This is a genomic window from Rhizobium album (assembly GCF_003122325.1).
GTDB classification, from domain to species: domain Bacteria; phylum Pseudomonadota; class Alphaproteobacteria; order Rhizobiales; family Rhizobiaceae; genus Metarhizobium; species Metarhizobium album.
This window is the reverse complement of record NZ_QFBC01000005.1, coordinates 165,075-182,960: the sequence shown is the minus strand read 5'-3', so window position 1 is coordinate 182,960 and position 17,886 is coordinate 165,075. Positions and strand designations below refer to the sequence as shown.

At 63.7% G+C, this 17,886-nt stretch carries 16 protein-coding genes; all 16 read left to right on the top strand.

Annotated features, from left to right (window positions below; genetic code table 11):
- The first annotated feature begins 6 nt into the window (after positions 1-6).
- The 16 genes from DEM27_RS13745 to DEM27_RS13670 all read left to right on the top strand — a co-directional run bounded on the left by DEM27_RS13745 (position 7) and on the right by DEM27_RS13670 (position 17,886).
- Entirely contained in the window at positions 7-1,098 is a 1,092-nt protein-coding gene (locus DEM27_RS13745; RefSeq protein WP_109458811.1) for a Gfo/Idh/MocA family protein, read from the top strand.
- Between the two features lie 21 nt (positions 1,099-1,119).
- Positions 1,120-2,034, top strand: coding sequence for a sugar phosphate isomerase/epimerase family protein (locus DEM27_RS13740; protein ID WP_109458810.1), 915 nt, complete (start codon positions 1,120-1,122; stop codon positions 2,032-2,034).
- Between the two features lie 227 nt (positions 2,035-2,261).
- On the top strand, positions 2,262-3,443 hold the full coding sequence (locus DEM27_RS13735) for an aldose 1-epimerase family protein (RefSeq protein WP_109458809.1): 1,182 nt from the start codon (positions 2,262-2,264) through the stop codon (positions 3,441-3,443).
- A complete protein-coding gene (locus tag DEM27_RS13730) occupies positions 3,440-4,234 on the top strand; it encodes an SDR family NAD(P)-dependent oxidoreductase (RefSeq protein WP_109458808.1) in 795 nt (264 codons plus the stop codon). Before DEM27_RS13735 ends, DEM27_RS13730 begins: the two co-directional genes overlap by 4 nt.
- A gap of 30 nt (positions 4,235-4,264) precedes the next feature.
- On the top strand, positions 4,265-5,458 hold the full coding sequence (locus DEM27_RS13725) for a CaiB/BaiF CoA transferase family protein (RefSeq protein WP_109458807.1): 1,194 nt from the start codon (positions 4,265-4,267) through the stop codon (positions 5,456-5,458).
- Position 5,459: 1 nt separating this feature from the next.
- Positions 5,460-6,605, top strand: coding sequence for a type 2 periplasmic-binding domain-containing protein (locus DEM27_RS13720; RefSeq protein ID WP_109458806.1), 1,146 nt, complete (start codon positions 5,460-5,462; stop codon positions 6,603-6,605).
- A gap of 7 nt (positions 6,606-6,612) precedes the next feature.
- On the top strand, positions 6,613-7,383 hold the full coding sequence (locus DEM27_RS13715; protein ID WP_109458805.1) for an enoyl-CoA hydratase/isomerase family protein: 771 nt from the start codon (positions 6,613-6,615) through the stop codon (positions 7,381-7,383).
- 120 nt (positions 7,384-7,503) lie between these two features.
- Complete coding sequence (locus tag DEM27_RS13710; protein WP_109458804.1) at positions 7,504-8,655, top strand: fumarylacetoacetate hydrolase family protein; 1,152 nt, start codon at positions 7,504-7,506, stop codon at positions 8,653-8,655.
- 18 nt (positions 8,656-8,673) lie between these two features.
- On the top strand, positions 8,674-10,107 hold the full coding sequence (locus tag DEM27_RS13705) for an aldehyde dehydrogenase family protein (protein ID WP_109458803.1): 1,434 nt from the start codon (positions 8,674-8,676) through the stop codon (positions 10,105-10,107).
- 272 nt (positions 10,108-10,379) lie between these two features.
- A complete protein-coding gene (locus DEM27_RS13700; protein ID WP_128755505.1) occupies positions 10,380-11,042 on the top strand; it encodes a hypothetical protein in 663 nt (220 codons plus the stop codon).
- Between the two features lie 291 nt (positions 11,043-11,333).
- On the top strand, positions 11,334-12,488 hold the full coding sequence (locus DEM27_RS13695; protein ID WP_165823425.1) for a transporter substrate-binding protein: 1,155 nt from the start codon (positions 11,334-11,336) through the stop codon (positions 12,486-12,488).
- A complete protein-coding gene (locus DEM27_RS13690; protein WP_109458800.1) occupies positions 12,485-13,075 on the top strand; it encodes an ANTAR domain-containing response regulator in 591 nt (196 codons plus the stop codon). The genes DEM27_RS13695 and DEM27_RS13690 overlap by 4 nt, the downstream gene beginning before the upstream one ends.
- Positions 13,076-13,095: 20 nt before the next feature.
- Complete coding sequence (locus tag DEM27_RS13685; RefSeq protein WP_109458799.1) at positions 13,096-13,995, top strand: proline iminopeptidase-family hydrolase; 900 nt, start codon at positions 13,096-13,098, stop codon at positions 13,993-13,995.
- Between the two features lie 90 nt (positions 13,996-14,085).
- Positions 14,086-15,783: an ABC transporter substrate-binding protein gene (locus DEM27_RS13680; RefSeq protein WP_109458798.1), complete on the top strand. Its 1,698-nt coding sequence runs from the start codon at positions 14,086-14,088 to the stop codon at positions 15,781-15,783.
- Positions 15,784-15,866: 83 nt separating this feature from the next.
- Positions 15,867-16,904, top strand: a complete 1,038-nt coding sequence (locus tag DEM27_RS13675) for an ABC transporter permease (protein ID WP_109458797.1) — start codon at positions 15,867-15,869, stop codon at positions 16,902-16,904.
- A 10-nt stretch (positions 16,905-16,914) separates the two neighbouring features.
- The gene (locus DEM27_RS13670; protein WP_109458796.1) at positions 16,915-17,886 is read left to right on the top strand and encodes an ABC transporter permease; all 972 of its coding nucleotides are present in this window, start codon (positions 16,915-16,917) and stop codon (positions 17,884-17,886) included.

Genomic DNA, 17,886 nt, shown 5'->3' with positions numbered 1-17,886 from the left:
GATACCATGAGTGATGCCAAGGGCTTCGTGCCCGACCCGCCGGTACGGTCAAAAGATTTCAAGATCGGCTGCATCGGCGCCGGCATGATCATGGCGGAATGCCATCTCGCCGCCTACAGCCAAGCCGGTTTCCCGGTCGCCGCCATCGCCTCGCGGACGCAGGAGAAGGCCAAGGCCGTTGCCGAGCGCTGGGGCATCCCGACCGTCCACGCCACGCCGTCCGAGCTGATTGCCGATGCCAACGTGCAGATCCTCGACATCGCCTATCCGCCTGACCAGCAGCCGGCGCTGATCCGCGAAGCGCTGAAGCAGCCGCACATCAAGGCAATCCTGGCGCAGAAGCCGCTGGCATTGACGCTGGACGAAGCCAAGGCGCTGCGCGATGAAGCGGCCGCCGCCGGCAAGATCCTCTCGGTCAACCAGAATATGCGCTACGACCAGTCGATGCGCGTGCTCAAGCAGATCCTCGACAAGGGCGAGCTTGGCACCGTCGTCATCGCCACCATCGAGATGCGCGCCATCCCGCACTGGCAGACCTTCCTCGAAGATTACGACCGCCTGACGCTGTCGAACATGAGCGTGCACCATCTCGACGTCTTGCGTTTCCTCTTCGGCGATCCCGATGCGATCACCACCGTGACCCGCACCGACCCGCGCACCAAATTCGACCACAAGGACGGCATCACCGTTTCGACGCTGACCTTCCCGAGCGGCGTTCTCGCCGTATCGATGGAAGACGTCTGGTCCGGCCCGCGCGAAGAGGGTTTCGACAGCGACATCTACATCAAGTGGCGCGTCGAAGGCACCGACGGCGTGGCGCAGGGCACGATCGGCTGGCCGGACGGCTCGCCGTCGACCCTGTCCTATGCCTCGAAGACCACCACCGGCGGCAAGTGGGTCACCCCCACCTGGGAGACGATGTGGTTCCCGCAGGCCTTCGTCGGCGTCATGGAACAACTGCAATACGCCGTGAAGACGGGCGAGCCGCCGGCACTTTCCGTCGCCGACAACGTCAAGACCGTGGCGCTGGTGGAGGCGGGTTACCGCTCCATCGCCGAAGGGCGCACGGTCAAGCTTTCCGAAATCTCGATCAACTGATTCCAAGGGAGGATTTTTATCATGATGCAAGCAGGTATTTTTACGGGCTATTTCCCGTACGGCCTTGAAGAGACCGCCAAGAAGATCCGTGCGCTGGACTTCAACACCGTCCAGCTCGACATGCACTTCAAGGACGTCGACGTTTCGGCCGGCCAGATCACCAAGGAGAAATGCGTCAAGATCCGCGAAACCTTCCGCGATCACAACCTGCCGATCTCCTGCATTTCCGGCTACACCAACATCATCCATCCGGATAAGGACGAGCGCGCCCGCCGCGTCGGCTACCTCAAGGAAATCATCCGCCACGCCCAGTATCTCGGCAGCCCCTATGTGATTTCCGAAACCGGCACCTACAACACCGAATCCGACTGGGTGCATCACCCGAAGAACAAGACGGAAGAAGGCTTCGAGGAATGCCGCAAGGTCATCGCCGACCTCGCCCAGCATGCCTATGACCACGGCGCCGTCTTCCTGCTCGAAACCTACGTCAACAACGTCGTCGGCTCGGTCGAGGAGACCGTAAAAATGTTCGCCCAGGTCGATCATCCCGGCCTCGGCCTCTTGATGGACCCGACCAATTATTTCGAGTCCCACAACATCGACCGCATGGACCAGATCCTCAACCAGGTCTTCGACACGCTGTCGGACAAGATCAAGATCGGCCATGCCAAGGACGTCAAGCGTTCGGGCGACGACAAGACCGAGAAGCATGCCGATATCGGCGATACGGACGCGCTCGAAAGCCACACCTTCCGCGGCGTCGGTGAAATCGAACTGCCGGCCCCCGGCCTCGGCTCGCTGAACTACGACCTGTACCTGAAGCGCCTGGCGCAGAAGCACCCGAACATCCCGATGATCATCGAGCACCTCGACGAAAGCGACGTTCCGCGCGCCAAGAAGTTCCTCGACGGCAAGCTGCGCGCTCTGGGGCTTTGATGCATCTGGCGGCCGGGCCTTCGGTCGGGCCGCCAACGACTTCTCCTCCCGTCATCCTCGGGCTTGACCGAGGATCCAAGCACCGTGCGGCAGATGCTCGGGTCAAGCCCGAGCATGACGAGAGGGAGGCTGGTTCCCCAAACAAACGACTGCCGGGCCTTCCGCCCGGCACCTCACCACCGACAACGCAAGGGTCGCTTGCGGTTAAGACAAACAGGAAGAAGACCATGGTCGAACTCTACGGGAAGGCGCGGTCGCGCCGCGACATCGCCGCCAGCGCCGGTTCCTTTTCGCAATTTGCCGGCGTCCGCCTGATGACGCTCGGCGACGGCGTCGAACGCGGCATCCGCCTCCTGGAGTTTCGCAGCGGCACCGGCCTGCGCTTCACCGTCCTCATCGACCGGGCCATGGACATTGCCGATTGCGACTATCGCGGCATGGCGATCGGCTGGAATTCGCCGGCCGGCTTCAAGCATCCGGGCCTTGCCGAATATGAAGGCGAGGGCGGGCTTGCCTGGCTGCGCTCCTTCTCCGGCCTGATGGTCACCTGCGGCCTCGACCACATCCTGTTCATGAACGACGAGCCGGGCGACACCTATGTCTACGGCCCGCGCAAGACGATCAGCCACTCGCTGCACGGCCGCATCGGCACCATACCGGCCAAGCTCACCGGCTACGGCGAGGAATGGCAGGGCGACGACTGCACCCTCTGGTGCGAAGGCGTCGTGACCCAGGGCACGGTGTTCGGCGAACACCTAGAGCTGATCCGCCGCATCGAGATCAAGGCCGGCACCAACGACATCAGGCTCACCGACCGCGTCGTCAACCGCGGCTTCTACCGCACGCCGCATATGTATTGCTACCACATCAATGTCGGCCATCCCGTGCTGTCGGAGAATTCGCGCTACATCGCACCAGTCAAGGACGTCGTCTGGGCGGCGCATGCCGGCGCCGACTACCGCAAGCAGGGCGTCGGTTACCGCACCCTGCCGGCGCCGCAGCTGAATTTCCACGAACAGGTCTGGCAGCACGAGATGGCGGCCGATGCGAACGGCGAGGTGCCGGTGGCGCTGGTCAACGATGCGCTCGGCATCGGCTTCGAGGTGACCACCCGCAAGGACCAGTTCCCCTGCATGTACGAGTGGCAGAACCTGCAATCCGGCCAGTATGCGCTGGGCATCGAACCCTCGACCAACCACGTGCTCGGCCACACCGCCGCCCGCGAGCGCGGCGAACTGATCTGGCTGGAGCACGGCGACGAGCGCCGCTACGACACCACCTTCCGCATCCTCGGCGATGCGGCTGCGATTGCGGCCAGCGAAAGCCGTATCACGGCGCTGGCACAGCAGCCGGCCGAAGAATACCCGCAGCCTTCCGGCAATCACCTGCCGATCGGGGGCCGGGCATGAACATGCAGCTGACGCAGACCATGGAGAAGGTGTCGATGATGTCGATCGCAGGCAAAGTCATTCTCTACACCGGCGCGGCCGGCGGGCTGGGAACCGAAACGACGCTGAGCTTTTTGCGCGCCGGCGCCAGGGTCGTGGCCGTCGACAACAATCCGGAAAAGACGGCCGGGCTTCTCGAAGCCGCTGCCCGCGAAAACCTGTCGGGCCTGACGGTGAAGGCGATCGATCTCTCCGACCTCGCCGCCCTGCGGCAGGAACTGGAAGCGGTGGCAAAGGACGTCGGCGGCTTCGACGTCGTCATCAACAATGCGGCGATCTATCCCTCGAAACCCTTCGAGGACTATACGATCGAGGAGATGCAGGCGGTGCAGCGCGTCAACGTCGATGCCGGCATCGTCTGCGTGCAGGTGGCCTTGCCGCATATGCGCGCCAACAACTGGGGCCGTATCGTCAACATCGCCAGCGTCACCTTCTACGGCGGCTGGGCGAACCTGTCGCCCTACGTCCAGTCGAAGGGCGCGCTTGTCGGCCTGACGCGCGGCTGGGCGCGCGAATTCGGCGCCTACGGCATCACCGTCAACGCCATCTCGCCGGGCGCTTTCCCGACCGACGCCGAAAAGATCCATCCCGATCCGGAAGGTTATGCGCGCTTCGTGCTCGACCACCAGGCGGTGAAGCGCCGCGGCGGCCCGGCCGACATCGCCAACGCGCTGACCTTCCTGATTTCCGATGCCGCGGGTTTCATCACCGGCCAGACGCTGAACGTCGATGGCGGCTGGGTGATGCACTGACCGTTCGTTCAATACAAGGAATTGAAAACAATGGGTATTCTTAGCGGCTTCCGCGTTCTCGACTGCTCGATCGCGATGGCAGGCCCGTTTGCGGCGCAGCGTCTCGGCGATCTCGGCGCCGATGTCGTCAAGGTCGAGCCGGTGACCGGCGAATGGCAGCGCCATGTCGCCGCCGGCGGCGCCGAAGGCAACAAGGTCAACGTCTCCTTCCTGTCGCTCAACCGCAACAAGCGGTCGCTGGCGATCGACCTGAAATCGCCGGAAGGCAAGGCGGTGCTGCTCGACCTCGTCAAGACCGCCGACGTCTTCCTGCAGAACTACCGCCCCGGCGTCGCAAAACGCCTCGGCGTCGACTACGACACCCTGTCGAAGCTCAATCCGCGTCTCGTCTATGTCTCGATGTCCGGTTACGGCGAGGACGGCCCTTATGTCCAGCGCCCCGGCCAGGACCTCGTGCTGCAGGGCATGTCGGGCGCGATGCTGTCCGCCGGCCGCGAAGGCGAGGCGCCGACGGCGGCGGGCCAATATCTGGTCGACGCCATCACCGCCTACACCGCCTTCGAAGGCGCGCTGGCAGCGCTCTTCCACCGCGAGCGCACCGGCGAAGGCCAGCTCGTGCAGGTCAACATGCTGGATGCGATCACCACCATCCAGATGCAGGAGCTCTCCGTCTACACCGTCGGCCATAAGCCGCAGCAGCGTTCGGCCGAGCCGCATGCGCATGTCTACATCCGCGCCCCCTACGGCGCCTTCGCCACCAGCGACGGCTTCATCATCGTCGCCTTCCCGAAGCTGAAGACGCTCGGCGAGGTGATCGGCGAGGACAGCTTCCTCACCATGGTCGATGAGGTCGACAGCTGGTCCCGCCGCGACGAAATCTTCGCCAAGACCCGCGAAAAGCTGAAGACGAAAACCTCGGAAGAGTGGCTGGCGCTGCTGCGCGCCGCCGATATCTGGTGCGGTCCGGTCTATGGTTATGCCGATCTCGTCGAGGACGAGCAGATCAAGCACAACGGCACCTTCGTCGAATACGAACATCCGACCGAAGGCCTGGTGAAGACGCCGGGCTTCCCGATCAAGTTCTCCAAGACGCCCTCGACGGTCGAGCGCGGCGCGCCTGTCACCGGCCAGCACACCCGCGATATCCTGCGCGAAGCCGGATACGACGATGCCCGCATCGACGCCCTGGAAAAGGCGGGCGCCATCGCCTCTGGAGAGCTCTGACATGCATCGCCTGAAAGCGCTGACATGGGATCACCCACGCGGCTACAATGCGCTGGCGGCTGCCGCGCAGCGCCCCGAGCTTGCCGAAGCCGGCCCTGCCATCCACTGGGACAAGCAGCCTCTCGAAGGTTTCGAGTCGCATCCGATCGCCGATCTCTGTGCCCGCTACGATCTCGTCGTGCTCGACCATCCGCATGTCGGAGAAGCCGTTGCCGGCGATTGCCTGCAGCCGCTGGAAGAGGTGTTCGGTGCCGAGCTGATCGCCGGGCTTGAGGCGGACAGTATCGGCCCATCGCTGCGCAGCTATCGATTTGCCGGATCGCATTGGGCGTTGCCGCTCGATGCGGCAACGCAAGTCATGGCCGCACGCGCCGATCTGATCGACGGCATCCCGGCTCTTTGGGACGAGGTCGTCACCCTTTCGGAAAAGACCGGCAAGGTGGCCCTGTCGCTTGCAGGCCCGCATGCCGCGCTCTCCTTCCTCTCCATCGCCGCCGCCTTCGGCGAGCCGCCGGCGGAGAAGGACCCGGACCTGCTGGTCTCGAAGGAAACGGGCAGGGCAGTCTACGACCTGATGCTGCAGCTTGCGGCCAAAAGTCCGCTGTCCGTGCGCGAAAAAAACCCGATCGGCATTCTCGGCCACATGGCAACCCATGACGACGTGGTGCTCTGCCCGCTCGTCTACGGGTATGTGAATTACGTCGCCCCGCAATCCGGCCGGCCGCTCGCCTTCCACAACGCCCCGCGGAAAACCGCCGGCGGCCGGCCGGGCTCGACGCTCGGCGGCACCGGCATCGGCATTTCGCGACGCTGCAGCGTGACCCCGGAACTGCGCCGGCACCTGCTCTGGCTGATGGGCACCGACGCGCAGACCCACTTCATCCCCGGCCATGAAGGCCAGCCGTCCCGGCGGGATGCCTGGCACGATGCCGGCCTCAACGCCCGCTGGGGCGATTTTTACCAAAACACCGCCGATACGCTGGAGCAGGCCTATGTGCGCCCGCGCCACAACGGCTACATCGCCTTCCAGGGTCAGGCTTCGGCCTTCCTGCGCCAGGCATTCGAAGAAAGAGCGGCGGCAGATGCCGTGCTCGACCGCCTGCAGGCACTTTACACCGACCATCGCGGCGCCGGTGGCGAAAGGTAGGATAACAATGACCGAAGACATCCTGTTCACCATCGACGGCGCGATTGCGACGATCACCCTCAACCGGCCGCAGAAACTCAACGCCGTGACGCCTGAAATGGCCGACGCCATCGTTTCGGCGGTCGAGGCCTGCAACGACAGCGACACGATCCGCTGCGTCATCCTGACGGGTGCGGGCGAACGTGCCTTCTGTGCCGGTTCGGATATTCGCGAACTCGACACCTACGAGACCCCCTGGCAGTTCCGCAACCGCCCCGACTATTGCGACGCCTTTCGCGCCCTGCTGAAGCCGACCATCTGCGCCGTCAACGGCTATGCCTTCGGCGGCGGGCTGGAGACGGCAATGTCCTGCGACATCCGCATCGCGTCCGACAACGCCCAGTTCGCCGCCCCCGAGATCAAGCTCGGCTGGATCGGTGGCGGCGGCATGGCGGCGCATCTGATGCATTCCATCGGCGCGTCCAATGCCGCGCTGATGCTGATGACCGGCGATCCGATCCCGGCCGACAAGGCGCTCGCCTGGGGCCTCGTCAGCGAGGTCGTGCCGCAGGCCGACCTCATCTCCCGTGCCCGCGCCATCGCCGAGGTCATCGCCGCCCGTGCGCCGATTGCCGCCGAGACCGCCAAGCTCAACCTCAAGGCCGCCAGTTCGATGCCGCTCGAAAAGGCGATCGAATACGAGCGCGACCTGCAGACCATCTGCTTTGCCACCGCCGACGCCGCCGAGGGCAGGGCCGCTTTCAAGGAAAAGCGCGCCCCCGTTTTCAAGCGGCGCTGAGGCTGGTTTCCGCCGTGGGCGCGCGCTATGGTCGCGCCCAAAGCATTTCCAGCCGAAACGCAATCGCTTCGGCGTCAGAGAATGCGCCAGAACAAAAGAATTTCAGGGAGCAATCATTTCATGTCGTCATCCGATTTCGCCAGGGCCGGAACATTCGTCGGCCGTGTCTGGGACCCGAAGGTCGAAGGTCCGCTGCTCGTTGCTGTCAGGGGCAATGATATCATCGACATCACCTCGAAGACCGTGCCGACGATGCGCGATCTCCTGGAACTCGACGATCCCGCAGCCTATGTCGCCAAGGCGACCGGCCCGGTCGTCGCCACCCTTGCCGATCTTCTCGCCGCGAAAGCGGGCGCACTGGATACGGCGGCACTGCACCTGATCGCGCCGAACGACCTGCAGTCCGTCAAGGCCTGCGGCGTCACCTTCGCCCGCTCGATGATCGAGCGCGTCATCGAGGAGCGCGCCGCCGGCAATCCCGAACTCGCCCTCAAGATCCGCGAAAAGGTGACCGAAATCATCGGTGACAGCCTGCGCAATCTCAAGGCCGGCTCCCCGGAGGCCGCCAAGGTCAAGGAAGCGCTGATCGAGGAAGGTGTCTGGTCGCAATATCTGGAGGTCGGCATCGGCCCGGATGCGGAGGTGTTTTCCAAGGCGCAGGTGCTGTCGTCCGTTGGTTATGCCGCCGATGTCGGCCTGCATCCGATCTCCAAGTGGAACAATCCCGAGCCGGAAATCGTGCTTGCCGTCAATTCGAAAGGCGTGGTGCAGGGCGCGACGCTCGGCAACGACGTCAACCTGCGCGACGTCGAGGGCCGTTCGGCGCTGCTGCTCGGCAAGGCGAAAGACAACAATGCCTCCTGCTCGATCGGCCCGTTCATCCGCCTGTTCGACACCACCTATTCGATCGACGACGTGCGCAATGCCGATCTCAGCCTGACGGTCGAGGGCGAGGACGGTTTCGTGCTGCACGGCAAGAGCTCGATGAAAGAAATCAGCCGCGATCCGCTGGACCTCGTTTCCCAGACCATCGGCCGCCATCATCAATATCCGGATGGTTTCATGCTGTTCATGGGCACGCTGTTTGCACCGACGGAAGACCGTGATACCAAGGGCCAGGGTTTCACCCACAAGGTCGGGGATATCGTGACGATTTCCAACGGCCTGCTGGGCGCCCTGACCAACCGTGTGCGGCTTTCCACGGAGTGCGCTCCGTGGACGTTCGGCGCATCAAAGCTCATGCGCAACCTTGCCGCTCGCCAGCTTATCTAATTCGATCGGAAAGACATTATGACCATCCATCAGAACCTGATCGCCGGTGAATGGACCGGCGTGGATGCCAGCGACAACATCAACCCGTCGGATACCAACGATGTGGTCGGCCGTTATGCGCGCGCATCGGCTGCCGACACCGTCCAGGCGATCGCCGCCGCCAAGGCCGCCTTCCCGGCCTGGTCGCGCTCGGGCATCCTGGAGCGCCATGCGATCCTGAAGAAGACCTCCGACGAGATCATCGCCCGCAAGGAAGAACTCGGCCGCCTGCTCGCCCGCGAGGAAGGCAAGACCCTGCCCGAAGCCATCGGCGAAACCATCCGCGCCGGCCAGATCTTCGATTTCTTCGCCGGTGAATGCCTGCGCCTCGCCGGCGAGGTGCTGCCCTCGGTGCGCCCGAATATCGGCGTCGAGATCACCCGCGATCCGCTGGGCGTCATCGGCGTCATCACGCCGTGGAACTTCCCGATCGCCATTCCCGCCTGGAAGATCGCCCCGGCACTCGCCTACGGCAACACCGTCGTCTTCAAGCCCGCCGACCTCGTGCCCGGCTGCGCCTGGGCCATCGTCGACATCCTGCATCGCGCCGGCCTGCCCAAGGGCGTGCTCAACCTCGTCATGGGCAAGGGCTCCGTCGTCGGCCAGGCCATGCTCGACAGCCCGGATCTCGCCGGCATCACCTTCACCGGCTCCACCGGCACCGGCAAACGCGTCGCACTCGCCTCCATCGAGCATAACCGCAAGTTCCAGCTGGAAATGGGCGGCAAGAACCCGCTGGTCGTGCTCGACGACGCAGACCTGACCGTCGCCGTCGAAGCCGCCGCCAATTCCGGCTTCTTCTCCACCGGCCAGCGCTGCACCGCCTCTTCGCGCCTGATCGTCACCGAAGGCATCCACGACAGGTTCGTCGCAGCCCTCACCGAAAAGCTGAAGACACTGACCGTCGACAACGCCCTGAAGGCCGGCACGCATATCGGCCCGGTGGTCGACGAAAAGCAGCTGAAGACCGACACGGACTACATCGAGATCGGCAAGTCGGAAGGCGCAAAACTCGCCTTCGGCGGCGAACTCGTCAGGAACGAGACGCCCGGCTTCTACCTGCAGCCGACGCTGTTCACCGAGGCGTCCAACAGCATGCGCATCGCCCGCGAAGAGATCTTCGGGCCCGTTGCCGCCGTGATCCGGGCGAAGGATTACGACGAGGCGCTTTCCGTTGCCAACGACACGCCGTTCGGCCTGTCGGCCGGCATCGCCACAACGAGCCTCAAGCATGCGACGCATTTCAAGCGCAATTCGGAAGCCGGCATGGTGATGGTCAACCTGCCGACCGCCGGCGTCGATTTCCACGTGCCCTTCGGCGGCCGCAAGGGCTCCTCCTTCGGTTCGCGCGAGCAGGGCAAGTATGCGAGCGAGTTCTTTACAACCGTCAAGACGGCCTACACGCTGGCCTGATGATACGGCGAGGGGGAGGTTGAGCCTCCCCCTTGTTCCACGCACTGCCGCTGCCGAGCGACTTAAGCCGGCGCAAACACCGCCTCGTTGGCCGAATACGAAGCCCGCTGCCGGACAGCGTCACCCGCAACGCACCGGCACCGCCGTCCGGAAGCAATCTGACCAAAATTGGCTGCTGGCTCTCACTAACTTTCAATGAACATATGAGGTAAGCATGCCTGCAGCAATGCACGCATGAGAAACCGAAAACACTGCAACGACATATCCCGTCGATGCAAGAAAACCCGCGTTCACGAAAATTACTTCGCAATACCACACTACAAAGAAAGAGTTGCGAAATGGCTGACCTGTCAGTTTTTCAATCTTACACGAATACGCCGCAGAGAAGAAATTCTTTCTATTGTTATTCTACAAAATTTTTCATTCAGGACGCAGCGATATTCTTTATACTCGTCGAGGCCTATCGCACCTATCGCAGCAAGAGGCAGGCGGTTTTCCTGAACGACTGGTTCATCGACGGCAAGATCCCGGACGATTTGCAGGAAGGCGGCTATCTCAGCCAGATCAACATCTCCTCCGACCTTCGCAAGGAATACAGCAAGGGAGCGTCCGACGCCGTCAACGCCGTCGGACGCACCTTTGCCGACAAGGCGAAAAACCATGGTGGCGGCATCACCGGCTTCTTCGGGGCGCTGAAACAGAAAACCGGTGATAACAGGCTGTCGGCCGGCGTTTTCGACGAACCGCAATCGCGGGTGGTCGAGATGCTCGACTCCAACAATGCCCACGGTTTTGGCGACGACGGCGGCGCCGGTGCGACGTTCAAGCCGCATCTGCACTACCAGCCCTTCGGCAAATTCGCCACCCAGACGCTGAAATTCCGCGGTGCGCTGAAAGCTGTCGGATTCAATCCCGACGCGCTGGGAATTTATTGACGCTGACGGAATGGGCTGGGGCCATGCCGAAAGAGGTGGAAATACCCAATTTTTGGGCAAACGAAAGAATTGACTAAAACCGGGTCATGTTCTAGCCTCACTCTCGAAAACGGCAGAAGATGCCAACGGCAATAGAGCCCCGACACCGCAAACGCGGTTTGGGGCTTTTTGCGTTTCTGGTGCTTTTTTTGCCGCCGATAACGGGGAGCCTGACTTGGCGACGACGCTGCATACGGCATGGATGGGTTTCGCGACGCCGCGCCAGGCGTGCGGACGACAGGTGCCGTGCCCATGACGCGCCACACCGTTCCGGTCTCCATCCTCTATTCGACCACCGGCGCCTATGCCAGTCTCGGCCGCGAGGCGCTGGCCGGCGCCATGGCGGCGATCTCCGAGGTCAATGCCGATTCCAGCCTTGCCTTCCGGATCGAGCCGCGGATCGACGATCCCGCCGGCCGGGCGGAACGGTATGCGCTGCTGTCGGAGGCGGCGATCCGCGACCATGGCTGTCGCCATGTCATCGGAACGATCACCTCCTGGAGCCGCAAGGACGTACTGCCCATCGTCGAGCGCCGCGGCGCGCTGCTCTGGTACGGTTTTCCCTATGAGGGCTACGAGGCGAGCGAAAGTGCCATCTATCTCGGCGCCTGTCCGAACCAGCACCTGCTGCCGCTGTTCGATCACATGCTGCCCCGCTACGGCCAGCGGCCGTTCATCGTCGGTTCCAACTACATCTGGGGCTGGGAAATCAACCGGCTGGCCCGCGAAGTCACGGAAGCGGCCGGCGGGCAGGTGGTGGCGGAACGCTTCGTGCCGCTCGGCTCGACCGAGATCGAGCACCTGATCGCCGAGATCCACCAGAAACAGCCGGATTTCGTGCTCTGCAATCTCGTCGGCGAATCGGCAACCGCCTTCATCGCCGCCTATCACGCCCTGCGCGAAACAGTATCGGTGCCGCCCGTCGCCACCTGCAACGTCACCGAACTGGAACTCGAAAACCTCGACGTCCCGGCCCGGGCCGGACACATCTCGACATCGATCTATTTCGACGACTTGGACACGCCGGAGAACCGTGATTTCAAGGCGCGCATGGCGCTGCGGCACGGCCGGGAACGCCGGCTGACCACCTCCTTCGTCGGCGCCTACATGAGCGTCTCCATCCTGGCGCGCGCCATCGCCGATGCCGCCACCGATGCACCCGATGCCATCCGCGGCACTGTCACCTCCCGGCTGTTCGACACGCCGATCGGCCAGGTCGGCATCGATCCGCGCACCCAGCACGCCAGCCTGCGGCCGCATCTGGCGTTCTCGGACCGGAACGGCGAGTTCCGCATCATCAGCAGCGCGCCGGCCGCCATCGAGGCGGACCCGTTTCTGGTCCACGCGCTCGGCAAACCTGCCGTCGGCAGGGACAACACCGGAACGGTGTTGAAGGTGATCAAATGAGCCGTGGCGACCGTCTTCCGCTCGCCACCTGGCGCGCCATCATCCTGCACCGGGAGCATCCGTCCGTCGATGCGCTGAAACGGCAGCTGGAGCTGATGCACATCCGCGTCAGCACCGTCTGGCCGCAGCTCGACGAAACGGATGCCGACGCCGATGTCGTGTTCTTCGATGCCGACATGGGGCATGACGGCCAGTTTCCCTGGCCCGCCGGCTTCGCACCGATGCCGATGGTCGCGCTGATCGGCTCGGAAGCGCCGGGGCGCGTCGAATGGGCCCTGGCGCAGGGGTCCAACGCCCATCTGCTCAAGCCGATCGGCTCGACCGGCGCCTATAGCGCGCTGCTGATCGCGGCGCATGCCTACCAGCTTTCCCGCAGCCAGGCCGACGACATCAAGACGCTGGAGGACAGGCTGCGCCAGCGGCCGGCCGTGGTCCATGCGGTGCTGAAACTGATGCAGCAGAACCGCTCCGACGAGGCCGGCGCCTGGAAGCGGCTGCGCAAGATCGCCATGGACTGGGGAATGACCGTGGAGGAGGCGGCGGAAGCGATCTGCCGCGACGAACGGCGCACGCGCAGCGGCGCCTGAGAGAGAGTGGAACAAGGAGAATGCAAGTGTCGATCACTGAAGGTTTTGCCCCTTACGGCGACTACAAGACCTGGTACCGCGTGACGGGGGATCTCGCATCGGGCAAGCCGCCGCTGATCGTGGCGCATGGCGGGCCGGGCTGCACCCATGATTACGTCGACAGTTTCAAGGACATTGCCGCCACCGGCCGCGCCGTCGTCCATTACGACCAGGTGGGCAACGGCAAATCGACCCACCTGCCGGAAAAGGGCGGGGATTTCTGGACCGTCGCCTTCTTCAAGGCCGAACTGCACAACCTCATCGACCATCTCGGCATCCGCTCCGGCTATTGCCTGCTTGGCCAGTCCTGGGGCGGCATGCTGGGCGCGGAATTCGCCGTCGACCGGCCGGAGGGCCTGAAGGCGCTGATCATCGCCAATTCGCCGGCCGCCATGGTCACCTGGATTTCGGAAGCCAACCGCCTGCGCGACGAACTGCCGGCCGATGTCCAGGCGACCCTGCTTCGTCACGAGCAGGCGGAAACCACCGGCAGCGCCGAATACAAGGCAGCCACCGATGTCTTCAACGAACGGCATGTCTGCCGCGTCGTGCCGATGCCGCCGGAGGTCAAGCGCACCTTCGACGCGATCGACGCCGACCCGACCGTCTACCACACCATGAACGGTCCGAACGAATTCCACGTCATCGGCACGATGAAGGACTGGTCCATCGTCGGCCGCCTGTCGACCATTTCGGTGCCGACGCTGTTGATTTCCGGCCGCTACGACGAAGCGACGGAAGCCTGCGTCATGCCCTATTCGCAGGAGATCCCCGACGTGCGCTGGCGCATCTTCGAGGAATCCAGCCATATGCCGCATGTCGAGGAGCGCGCGGCCTGCATGGCGGAAGTCTCAGCCTTCCTCGACGAGAAAGCCTCCTGAAACCTTTGCCTGCCGGACGAAAGTCCCAAAAAGCCGCCCGCAAAAGGGTGCACACCGAACAGTTCAATTCAAACAAGAGGGAACAATAGTATGGGTCTCAATTTTTCTTTCCTTACCCGCAAGACCGGCCAGCTGCTGGCCGGCGTGCTGCTGGCGCAGACGGCGCTGTGCAGCGCCGCACTCGCCGAAGACCGTGCGGAGCTGATGGCGAAACACCGCGGCGGCACGATGACGCTCGCCGCCGTTTCCGCTGCCGGCACCATCGATCCGATGATCAACTACACCGCCCAGTTCTGGCAGATCTACCAGATGACCTATGACGGCCTCGTCAAGTTCAAGCAGGCGGGCGGAACCGACGGCTTCGAGATCGTCCCGGCAATCGCCGAGGCGATCCCGCAGGCGGAAAACGACGGCAAGACCTATGTCTTCAAGATCCGCAAGGGCATCATGTTCTCCAACGGCAAGGAAGTGACGCCGTCCGACGTGCTGGCCTCGTTCCAGCGCATCTTCAAGGTCAAGGGCCCGACGACCGGCAGCTTCTACGGCGGCATCGTCGGCGCCGACAAGTGCATCGAGACGGCGGAAACCTGCACGCTCGAAGGCGGCGTGATCGCCGACGACGCAGCCGGCACGGTGACGATCAACCTCACCGCCCCGGATGCCGAGTTCTTCTCCAAGCTCGCCGTGCCGCACGCCTCGATCCTGCCGGCCGACGCGCCGCTGGCCGATGCCGGCACGACGCCCATTCCCGGCACCGGCGCCTATTTCTTCGAAAGCTACAATCCCAACGAACAGCTGGTCATGAAGCGCAATCCGCACTTCAAGGAGTGGAGCGTCGATGCGCAGCCCGATGGCTTTGCCGACGAGGTCATCTACAAGTTCGGCCTGACGGAAGAAGCGGCGATCAACGCCATCATCAACGGCCAGCTCGACTGGCTGTACGATACGCCGCCGGCCGACCGCCTGCCGGAAATCGGCTCGAAATATGCAAGCCAGATCAAGATCGACCCGCTGGCCGCCTTGTGGTACGCGCCGATGAACACCAACCTCGCGCCCTTCAACGATGTGAGGGTTCGCCAGGCGGTGAACTACGCACTCGACCGCGATTCGCTCGTCGGCCTGTTCGGCGGCGAAGTGCTGGCCCAGCCGACCTGCCAGATCCTGCCGCCGGACTTCCCCGGCCATGTCGACGACTGCATCTACACCAAGGAACCCGGCCCGACCTGGGCTGAGCCCGACATGGAAAAGGCGATGCAGCTCGTCGAGGAATCCGGCACGAAGGGCCAGAAGGTCACCGTCATTGCCGAAGACAACGCCGTTGCCCGCGGCATCGGCACCTACATCCAGAGCGTCCTGTCGGAACTCGGCTACGACGCTTCGATGAAGGCGGTTTCGCCCAACATCCAGTTCACCTACATCCAGAACACCAACAACAACGTGCAGATCAGCATTTCGCAGTGGTACATGGATTATCCGGCCGCTTCGAACTTCCTGAACGTGCTGCTGTCGTGCGCGTCGTTCACGCCGGGCAGCGATTCCTCCGTCAACATGTCCGGCTACTGCAACAAGGACCTGGATGCGACGATGAAGGACGCCATGACGCTGGCGCTGACCGACCAGAATGCGGCCAATGCCAAGTGGGCGGAAGCCGACAAGGGTTTCATGGAGCAGGCCCCGATGGCGCCGCTGTTTACGCCGAAGAGCGTCAACTTCACCTCGGCACGGCTGGGTAACTACCTGTTCAACAAGCAGAACCGCTGGATCATCTCGCAGTCCTGGGTTCAGTAATCAAGACAAGGGACAGGCGGCGTGACCGCGCCGCCTGCCTGCCGATCCGCACAGCCCCGCGCATCCGGACCTTCGGATAAGAAATGACCGACGCTTCCAATACCGTTCTGAACGACCCCGCCCTCCCGACTGCGGTTGCCGCTCGCCCCGCCTCCGGGCCATGGCAGCGCTCCTGGCGCATTCTCAAGCGCGACCGCGCGACGCTGCTTGCCGCCGCCGTGCTGATCCTCATCATCCTGTCCAGCCTGGCGGCGCCGTTTTACGCGCGCTACGTTTCGGGTACCGATCCGTTCCGCTCCAACCTCAGCGCCCGTATCACCATCGACGGCAAGCGGACCAAGGTCATGCAGGCCTCGACGGAAGGCCTCGGCCTCGGCGTCACGCCGATCGGGCCGACCTGGAGCGCACAATACATGCTCGGCGCCGATACGCAGGGACGCGACGTCGCCGCCCGGTTGCTCTATGGCGGCCGCAATTCGCTGCTGATCGCCGCGTCCTCCACCGCGATCTGTCTTTTCTTCGCCGCGGTGGTCGGCATATCGGCCGGCTTCTTCGGCGGCGTCGTCGACAAGGTGCTGTCGCGCATCCTCGATATCCTCTGGGCCTTTCCGGTCTACCTCCTGGCGATTTCGCTTTCCATCGTCTTCATCTCGCAGGGCATCGTCATCGGTCCGGTGGAAATCACCGGCGACAGCCTGTTGCTGCCGATCTTCATCATCGGCATCATCTACGTGCCTTATGTCGCCCGGCCGGTGCGCGGGCGGGTGCTGTCGCTGAAGGAAAGCGAATTCGTGCTGGCGGCGCGCGGGCTCGGCATTCCGGCCTGGCGCATCCTGGTCTACGACATCCTGCCCAACGTCTCGACCATGCTGATCGTCTTCGTGCCGCTGATGATGGGGCTGAACATCATCACCGAATCCTCGCTCTCCTTCCTGTCGATCGGCGTGCAGGCGCCCGATGCCAGCTGGGGGACGATCATCCAGGACGGCCAGACGCTGCTGTACACCCGGCCCGCCGTGGCGCTGGCGCCGGGCATCGCCATCGTCCTGACCGTGCTCTCGCTAAACGTGCTTGGCGACAGCCTGCGCGACGCGCTCGATCCGCGCACGAAACTGGTCTGAGGAGGGTCTTATGGTTTTTGCCGTTCTCCAGCGCATCGGCCAGATGATCTTCGTCATGTTCGGCATCTCGGCGCTCGTCTTCCTGATCTTCTTCGCCACCCCCGGCTCCGATCCGGCCGCCCGCCTTGCCGGCCGCAACGCCTCGCCGGAAACGGTCGAGGCGGTCCGCAAGGAATTCGGCTTCGACCGGCCGCTGCCGGTGCAATATGCCATCATGATGAAGCGGCTGTTCATCACCCAGGACCTGACGTCCTTCGTCAACCGCGGCTACAAGATCGTGCCAGCCGTCGCTTCCGCCGCGCCGGTGACGCTGTCGCTGGTCGCCGGTGCCGCCATCCTCTGGCTGATCGGCGGCGTCTTCGTCGGCGTCGTCGCGGCGCTGACGCGCGACAGCTGGATCGACCGCGGGCTGATGGCGCTGGCGCTGATCGGCGTCTCCATGCCGGTCTACTGGCTGGGTGAGGTGATGAACCTTGTCACCCAGAGCCGTTTCCACGACACCTGGTTGTTTTCCTGGGTGCCGGCGCTTGGCTACAAGCCGCTGCTCGTCGATCCCGTCGGCTGGTTCAAGACCCTGATCATCCCGTGGTTCACGCTTGCCGTGCTCTATATCGGCATCTACGGCCGGGTGCTGCGCGCCAACCTGGTCGAGGCCTATCAGGAGGATTTCATCCGCACCGCCCGCGCCAAGGGCCTCAGCCCGGCGCGCGTGATGATCCGCCACGCATTGCGCACCTCGCTCATCCCCTTCGTGACGATGTTCGGGCTGGATTTCGGTGTTCTGGTCGGCGGCGCAGCGCTTCTGACGGAAGTGGTGTTCAGCCTCAACGGCGTCGGCCGGCTGACCTACCAGGCGCTGCTCAACCTCGACCTGCCGATGATCCTCGGCACGGTGATGTATGCCTCCTTCTTCGTCGTGCTCGCCAATGCGCTGGTCGACGTCGTCTATGTGTTGATCGACCCGCGGGTCAGGGCGGATTGA